A 26,331-nucleotide genomic window follows, 5' to 3' on the forward strand; every position below is an offset into this window, starting at 1 on the left:
ACGGCGTGGCACCGTCCGAGGCCGGAGTCGGCCGGCTGTCCGTACCGGTATGCGCCGGAGACCCGGCGTCCGCACCTGTGGACGGCGTGTGCGTGGACGAGGGCGGCGGGGTCCCGTCGCCACCCGCCGGGGTGTGGTTCGCCGCGGGGGCCGGTGCGGGGTCCGAGGTCAGGCGGGTGCCGAATGGGTCGGTCGGCGCCGAACTCCGCCCGTCACGGCCGTCGTTCGCGTGGGCGGTGGAGGAGCCGCCGTCGTTCCGTCCGCCCGATCCGGAGTCGCCCTGCGACCCCGACGAGGCCGACGAACCGGTGCCGGCGGACGGGCCGCTGCCGGACGAGGTGTTCCCGGACGAACCGCCGCCCGACGGGGCAGGAGACCCGGTCGAACCGGAGGAGCTCCCGGAACCGGAGGAGCCACTGCCCGAGTCCGACCCCGAGGAGCCCGAAGAGTTCGAAGCGCTCGGCGAGTCACCGGAGTTGGAGTTCCTGGAGGAGCCCGAGTCCCCGCCGCGATCGGCGCCGGACCCGTTCTCGCCGCCGCTCTCGTGCCCGCCGCCGGAGTCACCGCCGTCGCCGTGTCCGGCCGCCCGATCCGCATGGTGCCGGGCCGCGCCGCCCGCCCGCGAGCCCAGGCCGTCGCGCAGCGACTCCCCGAAGGACTGCTTCCAGTTCTCGGCAGAGGACTTGCCCTCCTCCCAGCCCGTCTTCGCCGTCCGGCCCAGGTCGTAGCCGTCCTGCGCGCCGAACCCCTGGTTCACCGTCTGGGCAATGAGGTCCGAGATCATCGCCTGCACCGCGGAGACGATCGGGTCCTTCAACGTCTCCATGATCGCCTCGATCAGCGCATCACGGAGCTCCTTCAGCAACCGGCGGACGATCATCTTCGTCGCCTGCGTCGCCCCGAGCGCACCCACCTCGGACAGGCCGAACGTGAACGGCGCCGCCGCCTGCGCCGCGATGATCTCCGCGGCCAGGATCACTATCTGCGCGATCACCGCGATCTTGCACGTGATCACGATCACCGCGGCGGCATCGAACGCCGCCGCGATCAACCGCGCGGCCGTCGCCGCATCGGCGAGATAGCCGTCCCCGCCCGTCGAGAACTTGTCGAACGCCTTCCCGAACGCATCGATCGAGTCGCCGCTGTTCGCCGACCGCACACTGTTCGCCGCCGACAACGCCTGATAGTTCAGCTCGTCGACCTGATCCGCGAAATCACGCCACACCTGGGCGCACTCGCGCAGCTTGTCCTCGTCCGCCTTCGGCCAGTCGAAGCCGAGCATCTCCAGGACCCACTCAAGGCCGTCCGGCAGCATCAGCGACACGAGTCAGTTCCCCCTAGCGGATTCCCGCGGCCGTCCGGGCACGGGCAGAAGACGAACAGTCGGCTGAGAGCGGTGCGGGGCTGGTCAGACCTGCGGGCGGCGCATGGTGTGGATCTCGTTACCCAGGGCGTCCGTGCGGCCGCCGAGGGCGTCCAGCCGGCCGGTGGTGTCGACCTCGTTCGCCTGGTGGCTGTCGGCCATGGCCCCCAGCTTCTGGCCCATCTCGCCGAGCCGCTGCGCCAGCGAGTCCATGGACTCCTGCATGCCGTCGCGCAGACCCTCGTACACGATGCCGAACTTCTCGCCGAGGTCGTCGTCGCCCCACGGCGGCTCACTGCCGCCCTCCAGGGCCTCCAGACGGGACTTCAACTGGTCCGCGGCCTGCTGGAAGTCCTTGCCGACCGACTCGAGGTTCCGCCCCTGGGCGCGCAGATTGCCCTCGTCGACGATGATCTGCTGCTGTGCCACCGAAACGCCCCGTCCCCCGTACGACTGCGGCGATCCGCACCCCACCAACCACAGGACCGGACCGGGCCGCCCAACTACCCGTTAACCAAGTGATCCTACGACCCGACCCGGCCCCTCAGCACTACCGGCGGACGGTTCGCACGACCCCCACCTAAGCGGAATATGTCACTCCGATCGGGGCGGCCAGGCCCGACCCGTCACCGAAACCGGTTCGCGTACCGCCAGCCCGACTGCTAGAAACCGGGGATGACGAAGGAATCCCTGAACGACCTGGACCGCCTCCTCGCCGAACGGGCCTGCGAGCGGCTGCTCAACGACTTCCTGCACCGCCTCGACCTGGGCGAACCCTCCTCCGTCGCTGAGCTGTTCACCGCGGACGGCATCTGGGAGTGGCCCGCCGGCGAACGACGGATCGAGGGCCGCGACGCCCTGCGCGCCTACTTCGGCTCCAGGCCGGCCGACCGGCTGTCCCGCCGGATGTGCAGCAACATCGTCGTCGACGTCCACTCCCCCACCCGCGCCACCTCGATCTCCTACTTCGCGACCTACCGCGTCGACGGCTGGAGCGGGCAGATGCTTCCACCCCGTCTGCCGGCCAACCTCGGCCACTACGAGGACGTCTTCCGCCAGGAGAACGGCCGCTGGCTGCTCGCCTCCCGCACCCTCCACCTCGCCTTCGGCGGCCCCACCGAGCGGCTCCCCCCGACCGGAGACCCCGTCGACCGCGACTGACCGACCACACAGCCGGTCAGAGGCGACCCGCCGCGGCCGTGTCCCGCCCGCCCGCGACGCCCGTGGGCGGGCCCGGCCAACAGGCCCTGCAGCGCCTCCACCCACGCGTGCTGGGTCGGTGCGACGCGGCCTCAGCGGGCGGCGGGGCAGCGGGGGCGCTATTCGGGAGTCTCCTCCCACAGGTCGAGCAGGGTCGGCGCGAAGTACCTCTGCTCCCAGAACCCGCCCTCGGCGGCCGCCGGATCGATCGTCCGGATCCAGCTCAGGACGTCCTCCTCCAGGTTCATCGAGTCGTACACGCCGAGCAGGACGGGCACCAGCAGCACGGCCCGATGCAGCATCACGATCCGGAGGAACTGCGGCAGCCCACCGGCCACCAGGACGAGTTCGCGGTTCCAGTCCTCGCCGAACACTTCGCCGGTACGGCCGTCGAGCAGGATCGGCGAACCGAAGAACCGACCGAGCCCGGCCAGCAGACCGGGGCGGCCGTCCGCCGGAGCCAGCCCAGCGGTCGCGAGGTCGGAGGTCAGCAGTCCCGGATGATCCGTCACCGGCCAGCCCACCTCACCCAGGAACTCCCTGGTGGCAAGGTGTTCGACCGCGGCCGGAAGCAGCTCGGGCGTCACCGGGCGGCATGCTCGGCGACCGAACGCCCAGTCCTGTTCCAGCTCCTCCCGGGTGAGAGCCCCGTCGAAGGACACCTCCGGCCGGGGCCACCGCGCGCGGGCGGTGAGCGGGTTTCCGTACCCACCTCGCGGGAGCCTCGGCAGCCGGGCCATCAGGTCGTCGCGCACCACCGCGCCGAACAGCCCGCACCGCCCCATGAACACCCACAACGCTCCGGCTGCGGGGTTCGGGGGTTCGCACAGGGCGGCGAAAGTGACCGACTCGCCCATCCACGGCAGCGTGGGCACCGGGAGGTCCTTCCACCGGCGAAGGGCCCACTCGCCGTTCACATGGCCGACGACGATCCCGGCGAGTGCCTGCTCCTGAGGAAGGATCCCGGTGTGCGGCTCCGTGCTCGGGCCACCGAGCGGCTCACCCGTCCTGGCGTCCCGGAGTTGCTCGTACACCGCGCCGTCGCTGTCCCAGGGCTCGCCTGGGTGGCGAGGGTCGGACCGTCGGGCCCGTGCACCAGCAGGATCCTGTCCTGCTCGGTCTCCGCGGGCGGCCGCGGCGCGTACCCGCTCGGCCACCGCCAGTGCGACCACAGTGTCTGCCACGGCAGCCGCACCCGGGCCGCCACCTCGTCCGCCGCGGCGGTGAAACCCCGCCCCACCAGTGTGTGGTGCACCCAGCTCGGCCACTCCTCGTGGCTCGCAGGCGCGGCCAGCCCCTCCAGCAGCAGGCAGTGCAGATCACCCGCGAGTCCGCCCAGCGGCACACCCTCCGGGTACGCCAGCGCCAGGCCCAGACCGAGGCCGTACCACCCCGACTCCACCAGGAAGTCCGAGTCCGTCAGCCACTCCCCCAACTCCCCGGCCAACGCCGCATGCACCGGCCGCACGGCGCCCAGGTAGGCCGACTCGTCCGACCGAAGGCCGAGCAGCGCCCGGTGGATCGCACGCTGCTGCACACCACTCAGCGGCAGCCGCGCCCGGACGTCCCGATGGGCCTCGCGGTCGACGAACCCGACCCTGCGCCCCTCCATCACGAGCTCCGGCCGGGAGACCGCGAACTCCGTCAACCGCTCGACCGTCACCGGCCGTTCGACCAGAGCAGTGGCAAACGTCCGCCAGATCTCCACACCCGACCGCGACAGCTCCAGCGCCGCCGCAGCGGCAAGCCACAGCAACTCTTCCTGGTCGACCGGAAGTTCGTGACGCTCGGCCGCCGGCCGAACGTCACCCACCGGCAGGGCGAGGGTCACCGGTCGCCCGACCAGCCGCGAAATCTCCCGGCTGCCGCAGGACCTGATCCGTGTCGGCTCGTCCGAACTCACCAGCGGACCGGCGTCCTCCACCCGCTCCAGCCGCACCTGGGCGTCCGGACCGGCCTCGGCAGCCGCCCGCGCGGCTGCCACGATGACCGATTCGAGGCTCTGCCCGGCACAGTCAACAGCAACGGAAACAGCCTGGGGCGAGCCATCGTTCGTCACACAGCAATCCTATGCATCGGCACCGCCGTCCCTCCGAATGCCCATACGCATGCCCGGCTGTCGTGCCGGGCGGGCGGCTCGATTCGAGCCCCGAGCCCCGAACGCAAATCGGCGAGCCTGCGCTCGAACGTACGATGCCAAGCTGCAATGCCGGACGAGCCTCAGTCCGGAGGGACCGGCACTTCGCCGGAGTCGAGAAAGAGGTAGTCGTACACCTTCCGGAGGTATGCGTAGAGTTCGTCGTCCGACTCGAAGTCGACGAACGTCAGGTCGCAGTACTCGCCGTGCGACAACGGCCGCTTCTCCAGGACATAGTCGAACATCTTCCGGAGATCGTCAGCCCAATCCGCCTGCTTCACATTGGCCAGAACGACGGGCATGTAGGCGTAGGCCGTCTCCACGTGGAGATACTGCCTGATGAATCCGGCCGGGACCATTCTCAAATCCATTACGGATGCTTTCCACGAGCAGGGTTGGCGTAGGTCGTCACGAGCCTGTTGCCGCCATTTCCGTCGGGCCGGTGGATGGCAGTGATGGTTCCCCACGGCAGCAATCGACCAGGTCTCGTACTCACCGACCCAGCGCCGCTCAAGCAGGTGCTTCGGCGGGTACGTGGACTCGACGCCCCGCGCATCGCTCTCGCGTCCGGGCATCAGTCGGGCGGAAGCGGAACCTCCTCCGCATTGAGGAAGAGGTACTGGTAGACCTTGCCGAGGTAGGCGTACAACTCGGCCTCGCTCTCGAAGTCGACCCAGGTCGCCTCGCAGTACTGCCCGACCGAAAGCTCCTTCGTCTCCAGGACCCGGGAGAACTCCCGCTTGATCGACTCCCCCCACTCCGGGGCGAAGGAGGACAGCGTCGACCGAACCGCCGGGGTGTGGTGGAACGCCACCTCCACGTTCAGATAAGTCCGGAAGAAGCCTGCGAGATCTCCTGTCTCCGCCATCACGGATTCGGTCACCACCTGTCAGTTGCCGGGGATCTGTACGTACAGCGCGCTCAGCCCCGCGCTGTCCGCCACCAGGACGATGCCGTCCGGCGTGACGTCGGCCCCGGCAAGTGGAGCGGTTGCGGCGAACACGGCCAGCTGCCCGCCCTCCGCCTGCCAGATGCGGAGGTAGTCGCCACCGACGCTCAGCCGCAGGGCACCGGCCTCCCGGTCCTCGTCCGACGGCCGGGCCAGCTGCGCCGGGTGGAGCCGCGATCGGCCACTCCCCGGCATGCCGGTGAGAATGAGCGTCTTCGGTGACGTGCTGTCCGCTCTCCAGCGTGCGAGAGCAGTCAGTGCCCGGTCGCGGTTCCCGAGGTACGGGTGGGGCTGGTGCACTGCCAGGTCGGTCACGTAAGAGACTCCGAAGGACGGGGGTGGTGACGGTGGAGTGGGCGAGGCAGGCTCACTGGTCGCCGCTCGTCCGGACGTCGTACAGCGACGGGACGAAGTAGCGGTGCTCCCAGAAGCCACCGTCGGTGGCCGCCGGGTCTGCGGTCGAGACCCAGTCGGCGACGGCCTGCTCCAGATCGCCGCCGTCATGGTGCCCCAACAACACGGGTGCCGTCAGCGCCGCGTGGTGGAGCAGCACGATGCGCAGGAACCGGTCGAGAGTGCCGGCCATCAGAGGGAACGGGTCGCTCTCGGCGGCGCGGTAGCCGTGGCGCACCTCACCGGTACGACCGTCGACCAGGACGGGCGATCCCTGGAAGGTTCCGAGTCCCTCCCAGAGCTCGGGATCGCCGTCGGAGGGCCGCAGGTCCTCCGAGGCGACATCTGTCGTACGGAGTCCTGCGAGGCCTTCGGTGATGGGCCAGCCGACCTCTGCCAGAAATCTCCGGGTCTCGCCGTCCCGGATCCCCGCCGGAATGCGGTCGTCACGAACAGGACGGCACGCCCCCGGCCCGAATGCCCAGGCCTGCTCCAGCTCTTCCCGGCCGGCCGGAGCGGTCAGCGAGACCGCGGGCTTCGGCCACGCCGTCCGGCCGGCCAGGCTGTAGCCGGGCCGGCCGTGCGGCACGGGCGGAAGTTGGGCCAGCCGCTTCTCGTCCACCAGCGCGCCGAACAGCCCGCACCGGCCGGAGAACACCCACAGCGTTCCCCCGGGTGTGCCGGTCGGCGCGCACTGCACGGCCTCGTCCACGGCCCGGGGCACCCACGGCAGCCGTCGCGCCAACTCCGCACGCTCCGACGTGTCCAAGGATCCCCATGCCCCGTTCAGCCGCCGCACGGCACGGCCGGTCCCGTCGTCAGCCTCGACCTCGTCGAGCAGGTCCTCAGCCGGACCGCCGAGGAACTCCCCGGTCTCCACGTTCCACAGCCACTCGTACTCGACGTCCCAATCGTCCTCGTCCTCCCGCCGGATGGCGAAGGCGACGCCGTCCTCCCGCTCCACCAGGTGGACCTCGTCCGCGAGAGGGATCGGATCGGCCAGCGGTGCAAGCCCGCTGGGCCACTGCCACCGCGACCACACCGTCCGCCACGGAAGACCCACCCGCGCCGCCACCTCGTCCGCAGCCCCGCCCAACCCGCGGCTCAGCAGCGCATGGTGGACCCAGGCCAGCCACTCCTCATGGCTCGCAGGCGCGGCCAGCCCCTCCTGCAGCAGGCACTGCAGATCCCCCGCGAGTCCGCCCAGCGGCACACCCTCCGGGTACGCCAGCGCCAGGCCCAGACCGAGGCCGTACCACCCCGACTCCACCAGGAAGTCCGGGTCCGTCAGCCACTCCCCCAACTCCCCGGCCAGCGCCGCATGCACCGGCCGCGCGGCGCCCAGGTAGGCCGCCACGGTCTCGTCGGTCCCGGCGGCGTCGGACCGCAGTCCGACCAGGGCACGGTGAACCGCACGCTGCTGCACGTCGCTCAGCGGCAGCCGGGCCCGGACGTCCCGATGGGCCACCCGATCCGCGAAGCGGACGGCATTGCCCTCAACCGTGATCTCGGGTCGGCGAGCCGCGAACTCCGTCAACTGCTCGACCGACACGGGCCGGCCCGTCAGGGCGACCGCGAACACGCGCCACACCTGCAGGCCCGAGCACGGCAGCTCCAGGGCCGCCGCGGCGGCAAGCCAGAGCAACTCGTCAGGTGCCGCAGGGAGGTCGTGCCACGCGACTGCCTCCGGTCGGTCGTCGGCATCTGCGGGCAGGGCGATCGTCACGGGTCGCCCCACCAGCTCCGACACCACCCGGCTGCCGCAGGACGTGATGCGTTTCGGCTCGTCCGAGCTCACCAGTGGACCGGCGAGCTCCACCCGCTCAAGCCGCAGGTGGACGCCCGCACCGGCCTCGCCGGCCGCGCGGCCGGCTGCTGCAACGGCCGACTCGAGGCTCTGCCCGGCACAGTCGACGGCAACGGAAACAGCCTGGGGCGAGCCATCGTTCGTCACGCAGCAATCCTATGCATCGGCACCGCCACCCCTCCGAATGCTTGCACGAATCCACAGGACCTCGATGTGGTGCATGTACCAGCGGGTGTCGGTGTCCTGGCCCCCTCGGCCGTCTTTCCGGTGCGGAACCCGATTCCGTAACCCACTTCCACGCCGGATTCGAGGAAACAGCTGGCCGTGCACCGTCCGGAAACGTGCGTGGAGTTCGTCGTCCGGCTCGAAGTCGACGAATACGATGAATCCGGCCGTGACCATTCCCAAATCCATGACGGCCGGTTTCCACGAACAGGTTCCCCACGGCAGCAGTCGATCAGGTCTCGCACTGCCCGACCCAGCGCCGCTCGAGCAGGTACTTCGGCAGGTGCGCGGACTCCACCCCCACGGGCACACCACCGCCGACCGAAGGATTCTTCCTCTCCCGAGGCCCGAGCGGTCCCGCACCGGGGCCTCCATCCCGCGGCGCATGCGCAATGGCGGTGTGTCAGAGCAGACCGTCCCAATGCTGCTCGAGAATGACCGACCACCAGTTCTCAGGATCGCTGAAGGCCGTACCGTCGAGCGCCGCCACGGCGTGCTGGAACTCGGCGGTGTGGCCTGCGGAATCTGCGGGACCGAGTCCTACCCGCTGCGGCCACGCGCGGCGCAACAGTTCGAGGCAGCCGGCGTACCGCTCGACACTCCGGTTGACATACAGCGCCCGGCCGGATCGACGTCCTACCGCCCACACTTCACCGGTTCCAGGGGTGACGCAGATCTCGCGGCCATAGTCCGAGCCGATCCGGACGTAACCCCGGGCAGTGAATTCCTGCTCCACCTCAGCCGAGAGGACGTTGCCGTGCGCGATGAGATGGTCGACCAGCGGCGCGGTTCCCTCGGCCTCACCGGCAGGCTCGAAGAACGGCGGGAAGACCGCACCCAATGAGGCGGAGACATCGGTCGGTGCCGTGGAAACCGCCGCGTCGCTCTCCTGCACCGACGACAGCGGCAGGCGGCGCGTCTCGACGTCGATCACGAAACCGCGCTGACGCCCCGACTCCACCAGATGCGTCCGCAGGGCCGCCATACCGCGCTGCCTGGACTCCACGCTCGCCCCGTACTCGGCGGAGTGCGAGACCTTGACCTGGGGCCACCAGCGAAGCACCTGGGCAGCGCAGTTGCCTCCCGGGACGTCGCAGACCTGGAGCTCGCCGTAGAGCTGGAGCACGTCGCCCGCACGGATGCCGCGCTCCTCCAACCGCGCCCGCAACTGCCACTCCGGGTGCGGCAGGCCAGGGCCGCTGCGCGCGACCTCGGACATCTCCTCCCCCTGCGGCGTGAGGAACTTGACTGCTGCCGAATATCCCGGCCCGGTCCTGAGCACTGCCCTTCTCACTCTCTCCCCCGATTGTGTGCGATGCCGGAAGCGCGACGTTTACCCGTAAAGGGTGTACGAGCTCGCATCCTGGATCGCCTGAAGCCAGCACCATCCCCGTCCCTGCTCCGCGGCCGGCTCGGGGTCGATCCGGGTGAGCCCCTCATGGACGAAGGCTTCGAACTCCCCGCGCTCGTCGTCCTGTCGGCCTGCCGAGACCGAGAGCGCCCAGGAAGTCAGCGCCTGACAGGCGGCGAAAGCTGCCACGGAGGTGTTGACCAGCTCCGGCTCCCCGTCCTCCACCTGGACGACGTGACCCGTGGCATGCTCGACGCACAGCGGTGTGAACTCGTCGGCGGAGACGGCGATCACGGTGTATCCCGCGTCCGTGTCCTCGCTCTCCTCGCCCTGCTCGGCCCAGTACTCCTCCAGCGTCCGGAGGGATTCGAGACACCCCAGCGTGTCCTGCCAGAAGACCGGGAAGCCCGGGAGTCCGACTTTGCACAGCATGCGTGCCACATCCGCCCGGTCGGCCAGCGGGCCGAGTCGCGCAGGGTCGGCGTACGCGATGCCACCCTGGTAGTAAAGGTGGAGATCAGCCGCGTCCAGCTCCGACTGCGCCCACCATCCGTGGTGCGGCAGCAGCTTCGCCTCGGTGTTCCAGGCGCTGTGTTCGACGCCAGCCGCCGACGTGAAGTCGACGACGGCAGCGCCGCTGTGGCCCGCGAGCAACACCCGGCCGCCCGGCAGTGGATACGCCTGCGCTCCCGGGAGCGGAGGGCACAGCGGATACACCTCCTCGCCCGGGACTCCCGGACGCGTCACCCGGGCCCGGAGCAGGCCCAGGTCGTCGTCGAACACCTCGACCGTGACCACCGAGCCATCACCGGTCGCGGTCGGCGCCGTGTCCGGAACGGCGGGTGCCTCGTCAAGTGCATCGCCGATCTGCTCACCACTGTCCAGCGCGTACCACCGGAAACGGGCGTCGTACGCAGATCGCAGGCAGACCTGATCGACCTCCGTCGCATCCGCCCCGGATCGCCGGCCCACGATCTCCACCGGCCCCGTCCAGCCCTGGCCGAACGCACGCGTGTCGAAGACCCCGAGCGGCCGCCACCGAACCCACTTCGCCCGCCAGGGAAGCGGCAGACCAAGCGCATCCAGCGCACCGACCAACGTGTGATCGCCCCACATCTGGGCTGCGAACCGCAACCGGGAAACCCACTCGGCAGGCCCGCACCGGGTGTCGGAGCGGTAGGCCCGCACCGCCTCGGCCACCACACCTCGACGCCTGTGCGCAGTTGCGTCGTCGGCGGCTCCCGCCGCCGACACTGCCTCCGACAGAGACTGCGGGTCGGACAGAGCCAGTACGCGCACATCCGCCAGCCACTCGTCGAGCATCCCGCCGCCAAGGGCGTGCCCGATGCCGAACCGCAGGGCGTACACCTCACCCGGACTCAGCGGTCGGCCGTCCGCAACCGCTGCCACGTCCTCCGGGACGTACTCGCGGACGGCCGACGCGATCCGCCGCTGCACCTCAGCGACACCGGAACCGTACGACACCATGGCTGCATCGGCGAGAGCGGCGTCCCTCAGCCGGGCGTGACGCACCGGGCGACCGCCCTGCAAAGCCGCGTCCTCGGCGAATTCCTCCGCCACGAACGCGGCGACGGCACTCTCGAAGTCTTCGAGTTCCTCGATCCCGACCTCGCGACCACGTACCGCAGTTGCGGCGCTCAGGCGCAGTTCGTCCGGCATACCCAGGACGCCCTCGGCCAGGACCAACGGCGCCAGCACCTGGCGTGCTCGCGGTCCGGCCGGACCGAGTGCTCCCAGGACGAACTCCCAGGCGCCTTCCAGTGAGTCCGGCAGATCCTCCCCTGCGTCGCTCTCCGGACGGACCCTGATCTCCATCGCCAGCACTTCGGCAAGCAGGAAGTTCGGCCACGCCGCGGCACTGATCGCCGCCGCGACCTCACTTGCCCGGCCTCCGCCGCCCGCGTACGTCGAGTCGGGGGCTTCCAGTAGGTCGCACACCCATCCCTCGAACTCCGCACGGTCCGGAGCGAACCGCTCGGAGTCCAGATCGATCACCGAGTCCGCGAGATGCGGCCGCAGGCGCAGCAACTGCGCCAGGACGGCCCGATCGACCTCTGCCAGTACGAACGCCAGGTAGCCCGACCAGGACTGGCTCAGCTCCGAGGTCTCGGTCAGCTCGATCAGCAGCTCCGGCACCCGGGTGCCTCGCCTCGAGGTCACGCGGAGCCGGCCGGGGGCACCGGACAGCACGACGCCACGCGGGGCATCGGCCTCTCCTAGAGCCCACCGAAAGCCGAAGTAGTCGTTGTCAGCGTTGACCTCGGCCGCCAGGTCCATTCCCGCGGCCAGCGATCGCAGCCACTCCGCCTCGGTCTCCCCGGAAGCATCGGCCACCCCGTCGAGGGCACCCACCTGCGGCAGCGGCCCACCAGCAGGAGCCACCAGCTCCCGGGCCTCGCTGTCGGCCGCGAGCGCCGTTCGGGCGAGGAGCCAGCTCTTGCCCGCGCCCCGGGCTCCCGTGACGAGCCGGATCCCGTCGCCGATGTCCCGCCTCTCCAGCCACGCGGCCAACTCCTCGGCAGCGGCCTGACGGGCCGCCAGGTGAAAGCGCATGATCCGTCTCACTCCTCGGTATCGATCGGGGCCGGAGCAGGCGGGGGGCTCGGCAGTCCGGCCTGGGGTGCGCCAGACGGGTAGTAGCGCCGGTTCTCGTTGATGATCGCCTGGCGCTTCTTCTTGATTTTCTTGATCTGGTCGCTCATCTTCTTCGAGCCGGTGCCGTCGTCAGGATGCGGGACCGAATGCGTGACCCTGACCTTCCCGAACGTGGTGTACAGGATTCTGGCACAGCCCGACTGACGGCACGGCGCCCGCTCGGAGTAGACCTCCTCCAGTCTGATCTGCTGCGGAGGCGTCAGCCCCTGCTGAAGATGAAGCAGGTACTCCTTGGCCAGCTTCTCCGAATGCCCTGCACCGGTCCATGCCTCCCCCGGGATGGCCGGGATGTTGCTGCCCCTTCCCCAGCTCCGCGAGATGATCACCATCGACTCACCGTCAGGTTCGATGACGAACTTGAACGCCGCGTAGTTCGCCGAGGTCTCGCCGTGCAGACCGCCGGGTGCCGGGTGCCGAGTCAGGGCAGAGCCCGGAATGGCGTACTCCTGGTAGAAGGAGTCATCGGCTCGGGCCGCCTCAACCATTTGGCTGAGCTTGGACTTGCCGAAACCCTCCTCCTGGGAGTCCGCCAGAACCTGCCACTCAGGTCCGTTCCGGCCGTGTATCGGTGCAGGGGGTTCCTTGATGTGGCCGTCCTCCGTCGGCTTGTGATCACCCTCCAACCGATGCCCGTAGTCCGGATCCCCGGGCTTCCGCTTTCCGGCAGCCTCCTCCGGAGCGCGCCGTTCAGGACGGGTGTCGGATGCGTCGTGGCGCGGATCGCGTTCGGGTGTGGCGGGCCGGCGGTCCGGGCCGAGGGGGATGGCGAAGACGCCGTGGTCACCGCTGTGGAGGGGCTGGCTGGAGCGGCGGCCGGTCTGGGCGTCGACGTAGGTGATCTTGCCGTTGTGGTTGACGGCGTTCCAGGCGTGGGCGCGGCCGTCGGCGTCGCGGGTGATGATCACGGCCTGCGAGCCGTGGCCCTCGCGGCGGAGGGTGTCCTCCAGGCGGCGGTAGGCGTCCTTGCCGTCGCCCATGTCGGAGAACCTGGCACCGAGGGCGTTCTCGATACGGTCGCGGCCACCACGCTCACCGCGGTCGGACGGGTTCCCGTCCGCGTCGTGGTCGGGGGTACGGGCGGCTGCCGGGGTCGGGTGGCCGGAGTAGGTGTCGACGGTGGCCAGCGCCACGTCGACGCAGTTGTTGTGGCGGCCGGGGGCGTCCGGATCCCCGTTGATCGCGCGCGGCCAGTCGCCCTCCGGGTCAGGGTGCCGCTGCGGCTTGCCGTCGGCGTCGCGCGGGACGGAGTTCTCGACCCGCTCGCGGTCGTGGTGGCCGGGCTCGACCAGGCCGCCCGGGCTCCCGTACGGACGGTCGGCGGTCGCCGGACGGTCCGGGTCGGCCGGCTTGTGGTCGGGAGTGGAGTGCTCGGGAGCGTTGTCGTCGGCCGGCTTGTGCTCGGGGCTCCGGTCCGGAGTGTGCGCGGCCGTGTCGTCGTGGCGGTCCGCCTCCGGGCGGCGGTGGTCCGGGGTGGCCGAGTCGTCGGTCGCCGGGGTGCGCTCGGACGTCGGCCGGTGGTCTGCGGTCCGCGGATCAGGCCGTGCGGACGTGTCCGAGGGGCGCTCTGCGCGGGGGTCCGGACGGGTCGGCGCATCGGCGGTGCGGTCCGCGCGGGGGTCCCGGCCCTTGGGCGTGTCCGGGCGGTCGGTACGGGGGTCCGGCCTGGAGGCACCGTCCTGGCGCGGCGGAGTGGTCGAGGGACGGCCCCACGGGGCGGTGCGCGGGTCGGGGCGGCCGGCCGTGGGCTGCTGGCCCAGAGTGACCGGGCGGTCGGGGGCGGGGTTGTTCCGCTGACCGGGGACGGTGCGCGTGCTGTCGGCAGGCCGGTTGGCGGTCGGACGGTCGGTGCGGGGCGTACCCGTACCACCCGTGCCGGGCGTCCCGGAGGTCGGCGGGACACCCGCGCCGGGGTTCACCGGGCCGGGGTTCTGGGACGGCTGGCCGGTGGACGGCGTTGTGGTGCCGTCGGGGGTGGGCGTACCGGGCGTGTGGGTCGGCGGTGCGTCGGCGACCGCGGTGGAGGCGGTGTGGACGGTGGCCTGGCGCTGGCCGTCCGAGGACGGCGTGCGGGAGCCGTCGCCGGCGGGGACGTGCGGGACGGACCCGGTGTGCGGCGGGACCGCCGAACCGGAACGTTCCTGCTGCGGAGCGGCCTCCTCGGCCCGCGGGACGGACTCGTGGCGCTGCGGCGGCGCCTCGCTTCCGGGACGTCCGGTTTCCGGGCCGTTGTGGGACTGGGCCGCAGTGCTCGCCGGGGCATCGCCGCGCACGGGACCGTAGGACGGAGACGGACGGCTCTCGCCGCTGTGCGCGGGCGAGCCGGAGGTGTCGTCGCCGCGCACCGGCCCGTACGACGGGGTGGTGGCGCGCGCCTCGCCGGAATGCGGTTGGGCGTGCGACGGTGTCGAAGCGGCATCCGAGGACGGCCGGGACGTCGGGGAGTCGGCAGCATGGCTCGGCGCCGGGGACGGCGACGAGTCGGGCGTGGGGTGGTTGGAGACCGGGCCGGGCCGGGAGTCCGGGGTGCCGCTGTGCGGCGGGGTGCCGCTGTGCGGCGGGGTGCCAGTGTCGCCGGGGGGGTGCGGAGTGGCCGCATGCGCCGGAGCCGTGGCTGGGGCCGGGGCGGGAGCGGGCGTGGTGTCGGGCCGGGCGTTCGGGGTGCCGCCGTGCGTGGGGGTCGACGATCCGTCACCGGTGTGCTGGGGCGCCGGGGTGTGCGACGGGCCCGGGGCGGGGGCAGGAGCAGGTGTGGCGTCGGGTGTGGGGTGCGCGGTGGTCGGGCCGGGGCGGGTGGTGTCCCCGCCCGAACGGTCCGAGGGGGCGTCACCACTGCGTGCGGGCCCGTCCGGAGAACCGTCCTGCGCAGGCGGGGTCGGCCGGCTGTCCGTCCCGGTGTGCGCGGGCGGCGCATCCGCGCCGCGGCCGTCACCCGACGCCGGCACCGGACCGTCCGAGCCGGGCGCCGGACGGCTGTCCGCGCCTGTGTGAGTGGGCGAGCCGCTGTCGGGGGCCGGCGAAGGGGTGTGGTCCGCGGCGGGAGTCGGTGCAGGGTCGGAGCTCAGACGGGTGCCGAAGGGGTCGAGCGGGTCGGCGCTGCGGTGGTCACTCGCGGGTGCCTGCGCAGGGGCCGGAGCCGGTCGGGGCGTGGTGTCGCTGCGATTGGCCGCTCCGGTGTCGCCGCTCCCGCTGTCGGCCGAGGGGGTGTGGCCGGCGCCGCCGGTGCCCGAGTCGCCGGACGAGGTACGCGAGCCGCTCGGCGAAGACCCGGACGAGCCGGAGGAGTTGGAGCCGGACGTCCCGGTACTGCCCGAACCGCCCGACGAAGCGGACGAACCCGAGGAGCCCGAGGAGCCCGAGGAGCCCGAGGAACCCGAGGAACCAGACGAATCAGACGAACCCGAGGAGTTCGACGACGAGTTGGACGAGGACCCGGAGTCCCCGCTGCTCCCTCTGCTCCCGCTGCCGCTCTCGTTCCCGCTCTCGCTTCCACCACCCTCGTGGCCGCTGCCGCCGTCGCCGTGCCCGGCCGCGCGCTCCGCATGGTGCCGGACCGAGCCACCGGCCCGCGAGCCCAGCCCGTCGCGCAGCGACTCCCCGAAGGACTGCTTCCAGTTCTCGGCAGAGGACTTGCCCTCCTCCCAGCCCGTCTTCGCCGTCCGGCCCAGGTCGTAGCCGTCCTGCGCGCCGAACCCCTGGTTCACCGTCTGCGCGATCAGGTCCGAGATCATCGCCTGCACGGCGGAGACGATCGGGTCCTTCAACGTCTCCATGATCGCCTCGATCAGCGCATCACGGAGCTCCTTCAGCAACCGGCGGACGATCATCTTCGTCGCCTGTGTCGCCCCGAGCGCACCGAGCTCCGACAGGCCGAACGTGAACGGCGCCGCCGCCTGCGCCGCGATGATCTCCGCGGCCAGGATCACTATCTGGGCGATCACCGCGATCTTGCACGTGATCACGATGACCGCGGCGGCATCGAACGCCGCCGCGATCAACCGCGCGGCCTGCGCCGCGTCGGCGAGATAGCCGTCCCCGCCCGTCGAGAACTTGTCGAACGCCTTCCCGAACGCGTCGATCGAGTCGCCGCTGTTCGCCGACCGCACACTGTTCGCCGCCGACAACGCCTGATAGTTCAGCTCGTCGACCTGATCCGCGAAGTCGCGCCACACCTGGGCGCACTCGCGCATCTTGTCCTCGTCCGCCTTCGGCCAGTCGAAGCCGAGCATCTCCAGGACCCACTCAAGGCCGTCCGGCAGCATCAGCGACACGAGTCAGTTCCCCCCAACTGACTAGCCCGTCCTGGCCCGAAGACCGGGTACGGGTGAACAAGAACCAAGCACGATACGAACGACGATCAGTCAGATGATCCTACTCATCGCCCCGACACACCCACGCCCCCACGACCGGCGGAACCCCTGCTCGGCGCTGTCGAGGCCGATCCTTCACCGGCCCCGCACGGACACCACGACAACCCTGCACACCCGGAACCGGACGGCCCGTCACTTCCGCCCGTCGCGCTTGGCGGAGCCGTTCTCGGCCTCCTCCCGCTCGCGGACCAGCTTCTCCGCGCGCTCCTCCGACTTGCGGCGGTCCTCCGGCGACATGTGCTCGGCGGCGTCGCGCATCTCGCCGAGCCGGGTGCCGATCGCGTGCATGTAGCGGTCGGACTCGATGACGTCCTTCATGCCGATGCGGCCGCTTAGCACGCTCTTGGCCATCTCCTGCAGCTCGGGGCCGACGTTGGAGTTGTTGGCGATGGTGCGCAGTGCCTTGTGCAGCTCGGCGGCCTGGGTCGGGTTGTCCGCCACGTCCAGCAGTTCGTCGTCGCCGATCTCGTGCTCTTCGGCCATGGCGGCCACCTCCCCGTCGTCCCTCACCCTGGACTGGGCCGCGCCAAGACCGGTCGGCCGCAGTCGCTTTCGTCGTGCGATCATATGCAACCGTTCGGAGTCGACGGTGCCTGACGGTAATCTCGGCCGGAGTCCGCTACACGGAGGAGTCGTCGTGATCACCCAGGAGCAGGCCCTCGCCGCAGCCGACCGCTGGCTGAACGGCGATGCGCCGGCCGAGCAGCGCCGTGCCGTCCGCCACCGCGAGTTCGGTCTCGGCTGGGTGGTCTGGGCGGCGCCCGCGCCGTTGGAGCGCGACCCCGTGACCGGGGAGCGGCGCCCGCCGGCCGACCTCGGCGACGCCTCCGGCGTGGTGGACCGGGAGACCGGCGAGCTCAGCGTCTGGCCGTCGATCCCGGTGGACGAGGTGATCCGCTCGTACGAGGCGAAGCACGCCGACCGGGCGCACCGGAACGACCCGCCGGCCACCGGCCCGGGCAACACCGCCGTCGCCACCTACGTGAACCCGGCCGACGGCGAGGAGGTCATGCTCTACCGCAACGCGGGGCCGGGCCTGCCGCCGGCGGAGTACCAGCTCGCCGCCGAGCTCGACCGGCTCGGCGTGCCCGCCGGCAACGTGGTCGCCGTCCACACCGACCTGCGCCCGGCCACCCTGCCCGGCGGCTACACCGCCGCCCTGCTGGAACGCGCCTTCCCCAACGCGGGCGTCTCCTGCTCGCACACGTACGGGATCTTCGCCGAGGAGCGGGCCGAGGGCGTCGCGGCGCTCACCGAGCACGCCGAGCGGATCGCCCGGATGGCCGGGCAGCAGCCGCCCCCGCGGCCGCACCGGGTGCCGGCGCCGCAGCCCGGCGAGGTGGAGCCCGCCGCGCCGGTGCGTGACGTGGCGCTCGGCCGCCGCATCGCCGAGGTCTTCGGCGAGGTCGTGCGGTACGACGCCGACGACATCGCGGGCAGTGCCCTGCCGGAGTCGGCCCGCTCCACGCTGACCTGGGCGGGGCTGCCCGCCGACGTGCCGCTGTTCTTCGCCGCGGACCACCCGGACGCTCCGCCGCCCGGCGGCCTGTTCGCCGATCTGCGCGCTCATCTGACCTCCGCCGGTACGGAATTGGATCCGCAGCTGCTGGACGTCCTCGCGGGCTGGACCAGGCTCGGCTCGGACGGCCTGTGCGTCGTCGCCGTGCAGTGCGACGGTGACGAGCAGAGCGCCGGGTCGGTCTGGGCCGTCCACCCGCGCACGGGCAGCGGACGGTACGTCAACGCCTCGGTCTCCGCCTTCCTGCGCAGCCTGGACGCCCTGGCGACGGCGCGCGCCGCGCTGCGCGGGCTGGACCCGCTGGCCGCCGGCGCCGCAGTGGCCGCACTCCAGAACGAGCTCGCGGCGATCGACCCGCAGGCCTTCCACAAGGACTCCACCTGGTGGAACGTGGTCGTCGAGCAGATGTGGCACGGCCTGTTCTGACCCTGCACCCGTAGCAGGACTCGCGTTCAGGAGTGCCCGACCCGCACCAGGGCGGCGGCCAGCGCGGGCAGTTCCGGTCCCGGTACCAGCGCGGCCAGGCGCTCCGGCTCGTCGGGCAGGCCGAGCGCGGCGGCGGAGGCCCTGGCGCGCTGGTCGAAGGAGGGGCGGAGCTCCGGCCAGACGCCCTGGGCCTCGCGGCAGAAGATGTCCGCGCCGACGGGTCCGATCCGGGGGAACTCCCGGAGCAGCCGGTGCACCTCCGCGGTGTCGCCGTCGGCCTCCGCGCGGAGTCGGCGCAGGTCGCCGCGCCACCGTTCGAGGAGTAGGTCGGCACCGCGGCCGAGGGCGGTGGCGGTGCTCTCGTCGTAGCGGACGTAGTGGGCGCGGCCGAGGGCGTCGACGCGGTCCTGCCAGTCGGCGCCGGTCATCGCCTGCGGGGTGCGCAGGCCGGCCCGGAAGAGTTCGCGGGCCGCGGCGGCGGCGATGTCGGCCCTGATCCGGGTGGAGCAGAGCAGGGTCAGCACGAGCAGCTGGTAGAGCGGGGCGGGCTTGTCACGCAGGGCGATCCCGGCCTCCTGCGCGTAGGTCCGACCGTGTTCGCGCAGCAGCCGGGCCGCCGTCTCCGCGGCCCCGCTCACGTCCCGGCCTCGCTCACATGCAGGCGCCTACCCGCGGCCGGGCGGGCGAACCACCACTGCTCCGCTCCGCTGCACCGGGCCGTTCACGCGAGCGCCCGGACCTGGGCACTCATCGGACCCTCCGGGGTCAGCACCAGCCCTCGCCCTCGCGGGCGGTGCTGATCGTCACCCACAGCAGGCCGTCGCCGTCGCCGGGGCGGAAGCTGAGGAGGGCCTCGGTGCCGGCGGTCCGCTTGGTGTAGCAGTCGGGGGGTGTGATGCGGTCCACCGGCAGCGCGGTCCAGCCCTGCTCGCGGGCGAGGGTGCGGTAGGCGGCGGACGTCTCGGCGGGCGACCCGGTGCCACGGAAGGACTGCGCGACGGTCACCACCCGGTCGTCGTCGTCGCAGGTGTCCGTGGACTCTCCGACCGGTGCGAGCCGGTCGGTGCGGGCGGCGAGCAGGGGGTCCGCGGCCAGGGTGCGGGTGAGGCTGCGCTCGTCGGGGCCGCAGCCGTACAGGCCGCCGTCGAGCGCCCACCAGGCGCCGCCCACGGCGAGCGCGCCGAACACCAGTCCGCCCAGGACGACGGACGCCCCCACCCGAAGATCGTTCACGGGCGGGAGCGTACCGGTCGGCGGCGGCGGGGTGAACCCGCGGTCAGAACACCCGGACCATGGTGCGGTGCGGAATGCCGGCGTCCTCGTAGACCGGACCCTCGGCGGTGTAGCCGAGCCGCTCGTAGAAGCCGAGCGCGTGGACCTGGGCGTGCAGTTCGAGCTCGCGGGCGCCGCGGGCGCGGCCGGCCTGCTCGATGGCGCGGACGAGCTCGGCGCCGAGGCCGGTGCCGCGGGCGGGCTTGCGCACGGCCAGGCGGCCGAGCAGGACGCGGCCCTCGACGCCGGTGAGCTTCAGGGCGTCGGCGCCGTGGATGAGCCGGCCGGTGCCGAGGCCGGAGCCGTCGGGCGCGACGGCGAGCACGTGCACCGAGGTGGCGTCCAGCTCGTCGTACTCCAGCTCCTCCGGGACGTTCTGCTCCTCGACGAACACCTCGCGCCGGACGCTGCGCACCAGCGCGAGGTCGGCCTCGCCGTCGGCGATCCGGATCTCGACGGGCGGCGGGGTGGTCTGCTCGGCCATCTCAGCTCTCCGCGGAGATGATGTCGAGGGCCTTCTGCAGGTCGGCGGGGTACTCGCTGCGGAACTCGACCCACTGGCCGTCGGCGGGGTGCTCGAAGCCGAGCTGGACGGCGTGCAGCCACTGCCGGGTGAGGCCGAGGCGCTTGGCGAGGGTCGGGTCGGCGCCGTAGGTGAGGTCGCCGACGCAGGGGTGGCGCAGCGCGGACATGTGCACCCGGATCTGGTGGGTGCGGCCGGTCTCCAGCTTGATGTCGAGCAGGGAGGCGGCGCGGTAGGCCTCGATGAGGTCGTAGTGGGTGACCGAGGGCTTGCCGTCGCGGGTGACGGCCCACTTCCAGTCGCTGCTGGGGTGGCGGCCGATCGGGGCGTCGACGGTGCCGGTGAGCGGGTCGGGGTGGCCCTGGACGAGGGCGTTGTACTTCTTCTCCGTGATCCGGTCGTGGAACTGCCGCTTGAGGTCGGTGTAGGCGCGCTCGGACTTGGCGACGACCATGAGACCGGAGGTGCCGACGTCGAGGCGGTGCACGATGCCCTGGCGCTCGGCGGCACCGGAGGTGGAGATGCGGTAGCCGGCGGCGGCGAGGCCGCCGATGACGGTGGTGCCGGTCCAGCCGGGGCTGGGGTGGGCGGCGACGCCGACCGGCTTGTCGACGAGCACGATGTCGTCGTCGTCGTGGACGATGCGCATGCCCTCGACGTGCTCGGCGACGATCTGCACGGGGGCGGCGGGGGCCGGGATCTCGACCTCCAGCCAGGCGCCGGCGGTGACCCGCTCGGACTTCCCGGCGACGGAGCCGTCGAGCGTCACCTTGCCGTCGGCGGCCAGTTCGGCGGCCTTCGTCCGGGAGAAGCCGAACATCCGGGCCAGGGCGGCGTCGAGGCGCTCGCCCTCCAGGCCGTCGGGTACGGGAAGGCTGCGGGTCTGCGCTGCGATACTCACTCGTACGAGTATGCCGGACCGCGGAGGGCCACCCCACCGCCGCCGGGGCCGTGGGGGGCGGCCGGGCGCAACGTCACTCGGCGTGGTCGCCGGTGTTCTCCTCGCCGTCCTGGGCGGTGTGCGACCTGGCGGGCTGGTGGGTGGTGCCGTCCGGGTTGGAGCCGCGGAAGGAGAGCAGCACCACGAGGATGCCGCCGCAGACGATCGCCGAGTCGGCCAGGTTGAAGACGGCGAAGTGCTGGACGGAGATGAAGTCCACCACGTGGCCGCGGAACACGCCCGGGGAGCGGAACAGCCGGTCGGTGAGGTTGCCGAGGGCGCCGCCGAGCAGCAGGCCCAGCGCGATCGCCCAGGGCAGGCTGTAGAGGCGGCGGGCGATCCGCCAGATCACCACGATGACGGCGGCGGCGATGGCGGTGAAGACCACGGTCATGGCCTGGCCCATGCCGAAGGCGGCACCGGGGTTGCGGATCACCTGGAAGGTCATGACGTCGCCGATGACCTGGATCGGCCGGTGGCCCTCCAGCCGGGCGACGACCAGCAGCTTGCTGCCGAGGTCGATCAGGTAGGCGAGCAGCGCGACGGCCAGCAGGACGCCGATCCGGCGGCGGCGGACGTTGCGGGCGCCACCTGCGGCGGTGGCGCCGGCCGCGGCGCCGGTGGCCGGCTCGGAGGCGGACTCGTCCACGGCGGTCTCCGGCTCGTGCGGCACGCGTGCGGTGGGGACGGCTTCGTCCTGCGTCTGGGGGGAACCTGGGGTGCTGATGATCCGCTCCGCTGCCGTGTACAAGAGGACCGGCCCGAGGCGGGCCGGCCGTGGGCCGGGGTTACGGGGACGAGCGTACGGCAATCGGTGGCCGAAAAGCCCGTCCCCGCCGCCCCGGACGGACGCTACCTGCGCTCCTGCTTGGCCTTGCAGCCCACGCACAGGGTCGCCCGCGGGAACGCCTGGAGCCGGGCCTTGCCGATCGGCTGGCCGCATGACTCGCAGACGCCGAAGCCGACACCCTCCAGCCGGGCGAGGGCGCGCTCGGTCTGGGCGAGGCTGTCACGGGCGTTGTTGGCGAGGGCGAGTTCGCTCTCGCGGTTGATGTTCTTGGTGCCGGCGTCGACCTGGTCGTCGCCGGCGCCGTCGTTGGAGTCGCGCATCAGGCCGGTGATCGCGGCTTCGGAGGCCTCGATCTCGGCGCGCAGGCGCTCCAGGTCGGCGTTGAGCTCGGCGTGCAGCTCGGCCACCTCGGCCGATGTCCAGGCGTCCTCGCCGGGGCGGACGGGCAGCTCGGCCGGGTCCACCGACTCGGCGCCGCCGGCCCGGGCGCCGGAGCCCGCCGGGACGTGGGTGCGGCTGGCCGCCGCCCGGCCGGTGGTGGTGCTGGTCTTCCGCCGTGCAGTGCTCACGGTCCCCTCCCCTGGGTCGCCTGCCACAGCCTCCCGCGTCCGCTTGGTGGCGGTACGCGTGCCAGTTGCTCTCTCAGCCATGGCTTTCGACCTCATTTACGAATGATGCGAACCGCCGGTTCCCGGCGGCCTCCAGTGCCGGAAAGATAAACCCCATCGAATCCGGCCACAACGTGACATACCGGCGTCAGATCCGATCCCACTCGGGCAGCCTCTGCCGCCGCCGCTGCCCGGGTGCTGACCCTGTTGTGCCCAGATCGCCACCGGCTAATCTCGCCGCCGGTGGCACGGCCCCGGCGCTGCGCTTACCGGTTTGCCAACGCCGATACACTGGGCGTGCAAGGCGCAGATGGGACGAGTACCGCTGTACGCAGCCACCAGCGACCCGGGGACGGTGCGAGCCCGGGGGTGTGCACGGCGCGAAGATCACCCCGGAGCCGCCGGAAGAACGGCCGTCCGACCAGCTCGGCAGGCCCAGTAGAACCGGCAGCAGACCCAAACAAGAGGGTCGCGGGCCACGCCGGCCGCGGCCAAGGAGGGTGGTACCGCGGGACGGCATGCCGTCTCGTCCCTCCGTCGGAGCCAGTCCACGCATCCGCCGGAGGTAGACGCCCGCGATGAGCACCTACAACCCCGTCCCCGCACAGGTCGACCTGCCTGCCCTGGAGCACGGCATCCTGTCGTTCTGGCAGGACAACAAGATCTTCCAGCGCAGCCTTGAGCAGTCCGAGGGACGCCCGGAGTGGGTGTTCTACGAGGGCCCGCCGACCGCCAACGGCATGCCGGGCGCCCACCACATCGAGGCGCGCGTCTTCAAGGACGTCTTCCCGCGCTACCGGACGATGAAGGGCTACCACGTCGCCCGCAAGGCCGGCTGGGACTGCCACGGCCTGCCGGTCGAGCTCGCCGTCGAGAAGGAGCTCGGCTTCTCCGGCAAGCAGGACATCGAGGCCTTCGGTATCGCCGAGTTCAACGCCAAGTGCCGCGAGTCGGTCACCCGGCACACCGACGAGTTCACCAAGCTCACCGAGCGCATGGGCTACTGGGTCGACCTCGACGAGGCGTACCGGACCATGGACCCCTCCTACATCGAGTCGGTCTGGTGGTCGCTCAAGCAGATCTTCGACAAGGGCCTGCTGGTCCAGGACCACCGGGTCGCCCCCTGGTGCCCGCGCTGCGGCACCGGCCTGTCCGACCACGAGCTGGCCCAGGGCTACGAGACCGTCGTCGACCCCTCGGTCTACGTCCGCTTCCCGCTGACCTCCGGCCCGCTGGCCGGCGAGGCCGCGCTGCTGGTCTGGACGACCACCCCGTGGACCCTGGTCTCCAACACCGCCGCCGCGGTCCACCCCGAGGTCACCTACGTGGTGGCCACCGACGGCAACGAGAAGCTGGTCGTCGCCGAGCCGCTGGTCGGCAAGGCCCTCGGCGAGGGGTGGGAGACCACCGGGCAGACCTTCACCGGCGCCGAGATGGAGCGCTGGACGTACGACCGCCCGTTCCAGCTGGTCGAGATCGAGAACTCGCACTTCGTGGTGACCGCCGACTACGTCACCACCGAGGACGGCACCGGCATCGTCCACCAGTCCCCCGCCTTCGGCGCCGACGACCTCGCGGTCTGCCGCCGCTACGGCCTGCCCGTGGTCAACCCGGTCGAGGCCGACGGCACCTTCGCGGCCGAGGTCCCGCTGATCGGCGGCGTCTTCTTCAAGAAGGCCGACGAGACCCTCGTCGCCGACCTCCAGGCCCGCGGCCTGCTCTTCCGCCACCTGCCGTACGAGCACAGCTACCCGCACTGCTGGCGCTGCCACACCGCGCTGCTCTACTACGCGCAGCCGTCCTGGTACATCCGCACCACCGCGGTCAAGGACGCCCTCATCCGGGAGAACGAGAACACCAACTGGTTCCCCGAGAACGTCAAGCACGGCCGCTTCGGCGACTGGCTGAACAACAACATCGACTGGGCGCTCTCCCGCAACCGCTACTGGGGCACCCCGCTGCCGATCTGGCGCTGCGACGAGGGCCACGTCACCTGCGTCGGCTCGCTCACCGAGCTCTCCGAGCTCACCGGCACCGACCAGAGCGGCCTCGACCCGCACCGCCCCTACATCGACGACGTCACCTTCCGCTGCCCGCAGTGCTCCGGCACCGCCGTGCGCGTCCCCGAGGTCATCGACGCCTGGTACGACTCGGGCTCGATGCCCTTCGCCCAGTACGGCTACCCGTACCGCAACAAGGAGCTGTTCGAGAAGCGCTACCCGGCGCAGTTCATCTCCGAGGCGATCGACCAGACCCGCGGCTGGTTCTACACGCTGATGGCCGTCGGCACCCTGGTGTTCGACAAGTCCTCCTACGAGAACGTGGTCTGCCTCGGCCACATCCTCGCCGAGGACGGCCGGAAGATGTCCAAGCACCTCGGCAACATCCTCCAGCCGATCCCGCTGATGGACCAGCACGGTGCCGACGCCGTCCGGTGGTTCATGGCCGCCGGCGGTTCGCCCTGGTCCGCGCGCCGCGTCGGCCACGGCACCATCCAGGAGGTCGTCCGCAAGACCCTGCTGACCTACTGGAACACCGTCGCCTTCCAGGCCCTGTACGCGCGCACCGCCGCCTGGGCGCCCTCCGCCGCCGACCCCGCGCCGGCCGACCGGCCGCAGCTCGACAAGTGGGTGCTCTCCGAGCTCAACACCCTCGTCCGCGAGGTCGACCTCGCGCTGGAGGCCTACGACACCCAGCGGGCCGGCAAGCTGCTGTCCGCCTTCGTCGACGACCTCTCCAACTGGTACGTCCGCCGCGGCCGCCGCCGTTTCTGGCAGGGCGACGCCGCCGCGCTCGCCACCCTGCACGAGGCGCTGGAGACCGTCACCCGGCTGATGGCCCCGCTCACCCCGTTCATCACCGAGCGGGTCTGGCAGGACCTGGTCGTCCCGGTCACCCCCACCGCCCCGTCCTCCGTGCACCTCGCGACCTGGCCGACCGCCGACGAGACCCTCGTCGACGCCGCCCTCTCGCGGAACATGGCGCTGGTGCGGCGCCTCGTCGAACTCGGCCGGGCCACCCGCGCCGAGTCCGGCGTGAAGACCCGTCAGCCGCTCTCCCGCGCGCTGATCGCCGCCCAGGGCTGGGACGAACTCCCCGCCGACCTTCGGGCGCAGATCGCCGAGGAACTCAACGTCTCCACCCTGGAGTCGCTGGCCGGCGTCGGCGCCTCGCTCGTCGACACCTCCGCCAAGGCCAACTTCCGCGCCCTCGGCAAGCGGTTCGGCAAGGGCGTCCAGGACGTCGCCAAGGCGGTCGCCGCCGCGGACGCCGCCGTCCTCGCCGCCGAGCTTCGGGCCTCCGGCACCACCGGGGTCGAGCTCAACGGCGAGCGGATCGAACTCTCGCCGGACGAGGTGATCATCACCGAGACCCCGCGCGAGGGCTGGGCCGTCGCCAACGAGGCCGGCGCCACCGTCGCCCTCGACCTGGCGATCACCCCGGAGCTGAAGCGGCTCGGCGTCGCCCGCGACGCCATCCGCCAGATCCAGGAGGCCCGGAAGAACTCCGGCCTGGACGTCGCGGACCGGATCGTCCTGCGCTGGCGCGCCACCAGCGAGGAGACCGCCGAGGCCATCGCCGAACACGGCCCCCTCGTCGCCGACGAGGTCCTCGCCGTCGACTTCGCGGCCGGCGCCGCCGACTGGGACTCCGAGAGCTTCACCGACGAATCCCTCGGCCTCGCCTTCCAGCTCCGCAAGGCCTGACAGGCGACCCGCCAGGGGCAACCCGTAGGGGCGCGTGGGGGCACCTCCCGGCCGAAGGCTGGGGTGCCCCCACGCGCC

21 protein-coding genes are annotated in these 26,331 nt (G+C 71.8%); 3 read left to right on the forward strand and 18 right to left on the reverse strand.

Going from position 1 to position 26,331, the window contains the following annotated elements; genetic code table 11:
• Positions 1-1,324: hypothetical protein (locus tag AB0P35_RS06505; protein ID WP_363507313.1), on the reverse strand; the 1,324-nt coding region annotated here is incomplete at its 3' end.
• Positions 1,325-1,408: 84 nt separating this feature from the next.
• Positions 1,409-1,792 carry a hypothetical protein gene (locus AB0P35_RS06510; RefSeq protein ID WP_363507316.1) on the reverse strand — a complete coding sequence of 128 codons (384 nt, stop codon included), beginning with the start codon at positions 1,790-1,792 and terminating at the stop codon, positions 1,409-1,411.
• A gap of 246 nt (positions 1,793-2,038) precedes the next feature.
• Here AB0P35_RS06510 and AB0P35_RS06515 point away from each other — a divergent pair, with 246 nt between their 5' ends.
• Positions 2,039-2,524, forward strand: coding sequence for a nuclear transport factor 2 family protein (locus AB0P35_RS06515; protein WP_363507319.1), 486 nt, complete (start codon positions 2,039-2,041; stop codon positions 2,522-2,524).
• Positions 2,525-2,682: 158 nt separating this feature from the next.
• Here AB0P35_RS06515 and AB0P35_RS06520 read toward each other — a convergent pair whose 3' ends face one another.
• The 10 genes from AB0P35_RS06520 to AB0P35_RS06565 all read right to left on the reverse strand — a co-directional run bounded on the left by AB0P35_RS06520 (position 2,683) and on the right by AB0P35_RS06565 (position 16,951).
• Entirely contained in the window at positions 2,683-3,438 is a 756-nt protein-coding gene (locus tag AB0P35_RS06520) for an SUKH-4 family immunity protein (RefSeq protein WP_363507322.1), read from the reverse strand.
• A 38-nt stretch (positions 3,439-3,476) separates the two neighbouring features.
• The gene (locus AB0P35_RS06525) at positions 3,477-4,547 is read right to left on the reverse strand and encodes a hypothetical protein (RefSeq protein ID WP_363507325.1); all 1,071 of its coding nucleotides are present in this window, start codon (positions 4,545-4,547) and stop codon (positions 3,477-3,479) included.
• Positions 4,548-4,783: 236 nt separating this feature from the next.
• On the reverse strand, positions 4,784-5,023 hold the full coding sequence (locus tag AB0P35_RS06530) for a hypothetical protein (protein WP_363507328.1): 240 nt from the start codon (positions 5,021-5,023) through the stop codon (positions 4,784-4,786).
• A 251-nt stretch (positions 5,024-5,274) separates the two neighbouring features.
• The gene (locus AB0P35_RS06535; RefSeq protein WP_363507331.1) at positions 5,275-5,568 is read right to left on the reverse strand and encodes a hypothetical protein; all 294 of its coding nucleotides are present in this window, start codon (positions 5,566-5,568) and stop codon (positions 5,275-5,277) included.
• A 21-nt stretch (positions 5,569-5,589) separates the two neighbouring features.
• Positions 5,590-5,844 carry a hypothetical protein gene (locus AB0P35_RS06540; RefSeq protein ID WP_363507334.1) on the reverse strand — a complete coding sequence of 85 codons (255 nt, stop codon included), beginning with the start codon at positions 5,842-5,844 and terminating at the stop codon, positions 5,590-5,592.
• 172 nt (positions 5,845-6,016) lie between these two features.
• A complete protein-coding gene (locus tag AB0P35_RS06545) occupies positions 6,017-7,996 on the reverse strand; it encodes an SUKH-4 family immunity protein (protein WP_363507337.1) in 1,980 nt (659 codons plus the stop codon).
• A 481-nt stretch (positions 7,997-8,477) separates the two neighbouring features.
• Complete coding sequence (locus AB0P35_RS06550; RefSeq protein ID WP_363507339.1) at positions 8,478-9,368, reverse strand: nucleic acid/nucleotide deaminase domain-containing protein; 891 nt, start codon at positions 9,366-9,368, stop codon at positions 8,478-8,480.
• A gap of 39 nt (positions 9,369-9,407) precedes the next feature.
• Positions 9,408-11,999, reverse strand: coding sequence for an SUKH-4 family immunity protein (locus AB0P35_RS06555; RefSeq protein WP_363507342.1), 2,592 nt, complete (start codon positions 11,997-11,999; stop codon positions 9,408-9,410).
• Between the two features lie 8 nt (positions 12,000-12,007).
• Positions 12,008-16,360 carry a toxin glutamine deamidase domain-containing protein gene (locus AB0P35_RS06560; protein WP_363507387.1) on the reverse strand — a complete coding sequence of 1,451 codons (4,353 nt, stop codon included), beginning with the start codon at positions 16,358-16,360 and terminating at the stop codon, positions 12,008-12,010.
• Between the two features lie 240 nt (positions 16,361-16,600).
• Positions 16,601-16,951 (reverse strand): hypothetical protein, encoded by a 351-nt coding sequence (locus AB0P35_RS06565; protein WP_095876921.1) that lies wholly within the window; start codon positions 16,949-16,951, stop codon positions 16,601-16,603.
• A 154-nt stretch (positions 16,952-17,105) separates the two neighbouring features.
• Here AB0P35_RS06565 and AB0P35_RS06570 point away from each other — a divergent pair, with 154 nt between their 5' ends.
• The gene (locus tag AB0P35_RS06570; RefSeq protein WP_363507345.1) at positions 17,106-18,413 is read left to right on the forward strand and encodes an SUKH-4 family immunity protein; all 1,308 of its coding nucleotides are present in this window, start codon (positions 17,106-17,108) and stop codon (positions 18,411-18,413) included.
• A gap of 26 nt (positions 18,414-18,439) precedes the next feature.
• Here the strand turns inward: AB0P35_RS06570 and AB0P35_RS06575 are convergent, their stop codons facing one another.
• The 6 genes from AB0P35_RS06575 to AB0P35_RS06600 all read right to left on the reverse strand — a co-directional run bounded on the left by AB0P35_RS06575 (position 18,440) and on the right by AB0P35_RS06600 (position 22,507).
• On the reverse strand, positions 18,440-19,051 hold the full coding sequence (locus tag AB0P35_RS06575; RefSeq protein WP_363507348.1) for an endonuclease: 612 nt from the start codon (positions 19,049-19,051) through the stop codon (positions 18,440-18,442).
• A 127-nt stretch (positions 19,052-19,178) separates the two neighbouring features.
• Positions 19,179-19,646 carry a hypothetical protein gene (locus AB0P35_RS06580; RefSeq protein ID WP_363507351.1) on the reverse strand — a complete coding sequence of 156 codons (468 nt, stop codon included), beginning with the start codon at positions 19,644-19,646 and terminating at the stop codon, positions 19,179-19,181.
• Positions 19,647-19,689: 43 nt separating this feature from the next.
• Positions 19,690-20,169, reverse strand: coding sequence for a GNAT family N-acetyltransferase (locus tag AB0P35_RS06585; RefSeq protein ID WP_363507354.1), 480 nt, complete (start codon positions 20,167-20,169; stop codon positions 19,690-19,692).
• Position 20,170: 1 nt separating this feature from the next.
• Positions 20,171-21,109, reverse strand: coding sequence for an RluA family pseudouridine synthase (locus AB0P35_RS06590; RefSeq protein WP_095876926.1), 939 nt, complete (start codon positions 21,107-21,109; stop codon positions 20,171-20,173).
• Between the two features lie 73 nt (positions 21,110-21,182).
• Positions 21,183-21,797: a signal peptidase II gene (gene lspA / locus AB0P35_RS06595; protein WP_306454464.1), complete on the reverse strand. Its 615-nt coding sequence runs from the start codon at positions 21,795-21,797 to the stop codon at positions 21,183-21,185.
• Positions 21,798-22,000: 203 nt separating this feature from the next.
• A complete protein-coding gene (locus AB0P35_RS06600; RefSeq protein ID WP_257019469.1) occupies positions 22,001-22,507 on the reverse strand; it encodes a TraR/DksA family transcriptional regulator in 507 nt (168 codons plus the stop codon).
• A 617-nt stretch (positions 22,508-23,124) separates the two neighbouring features.
• On the opposite strand from AB0P35_RS06600, the gene ileS reads away from it, so the two are divergent.
• Positions 23,125-26,253, forward strand: a complete 3,129-nt coding sequence (ileS, locus tag AB0P35_RS06605) for an isoleucine--tRNA ligase (RefSeq protein ID WP_363507359.1) — start codon at positions 23,125-23,127, stop codon at positions 26,251-26,253.
• The last annotated feature ends 78 nt before the right edge of the window (positions 26,254-26,331 follow it).

It is taken from the genome of Kitasatospora sp. NPDC085879 (assembly GCF_040686255.1).
In the GTDB taxonomy this organism is placed as follows: Bacteria; Actinomycetota; Actinomycetes; order Streptomycetales; family Streptomycetaceae; genus Kitasatospora.

Coding starts and splice junctions, on each gene's coding strand:
- AB0P35_RS06515 (WP_363507319.1), top strand. CDS start 2,039: ATGACGAAGGAATCCCTGAACGACCTGGACCGCCTCCTCGCCGAACGG.
- AB0P35_RS06535 (WP_363507331.1), bottom strand. CDS start 5,568: ATGGCGGAGACAGGAGATCTCGCAGGCTTCTTCCGGACTTATCTGAAC.
- AB0P35_RS06540 (WP_363507334.1), bottom strand. CDS start 5,844: ATGCCGGGGAGTGGCCGATCGCGGCTCCACCCGGCGCAGCTGGCCCGG.
- AB0P35_RS06555 (WP_363507342.1), bottom strand. CDS start 11,999: ATGCGCTTTCACCTGGCGGCCCGTCAGGCCGCTGCCGAGGAGTTGGCC.
- AB0P35_RS06560 (WP_363507387.1), bottom strand. CDS start 16,360: ATGCTGCCGGACGGCCTTGAGTGGGTCCTGGAGATGCTCGGCTTCGAC.
- AB0P35_RS06565 (WP_095876921.1), bottom strand. CDS start 16,951: ATGGCCGAAGAGCACGAGATCGGCGACGACGAACTGCTGGACGTGGCG.
- AB0P35_RS06585 (WP_363507354.1), bottom strand. CDS start 20,169: ATGGCCGAGCAGACCACCCCGCCGCCCGTCGAGATCCGGATCGCCGAC.
- ileS (WP_363507359.1), top strand. CDS start 23,125: ATGAGCACCTACAACCCCGTCCCCGCACAGGTCGACCTGCCTGCCCTG.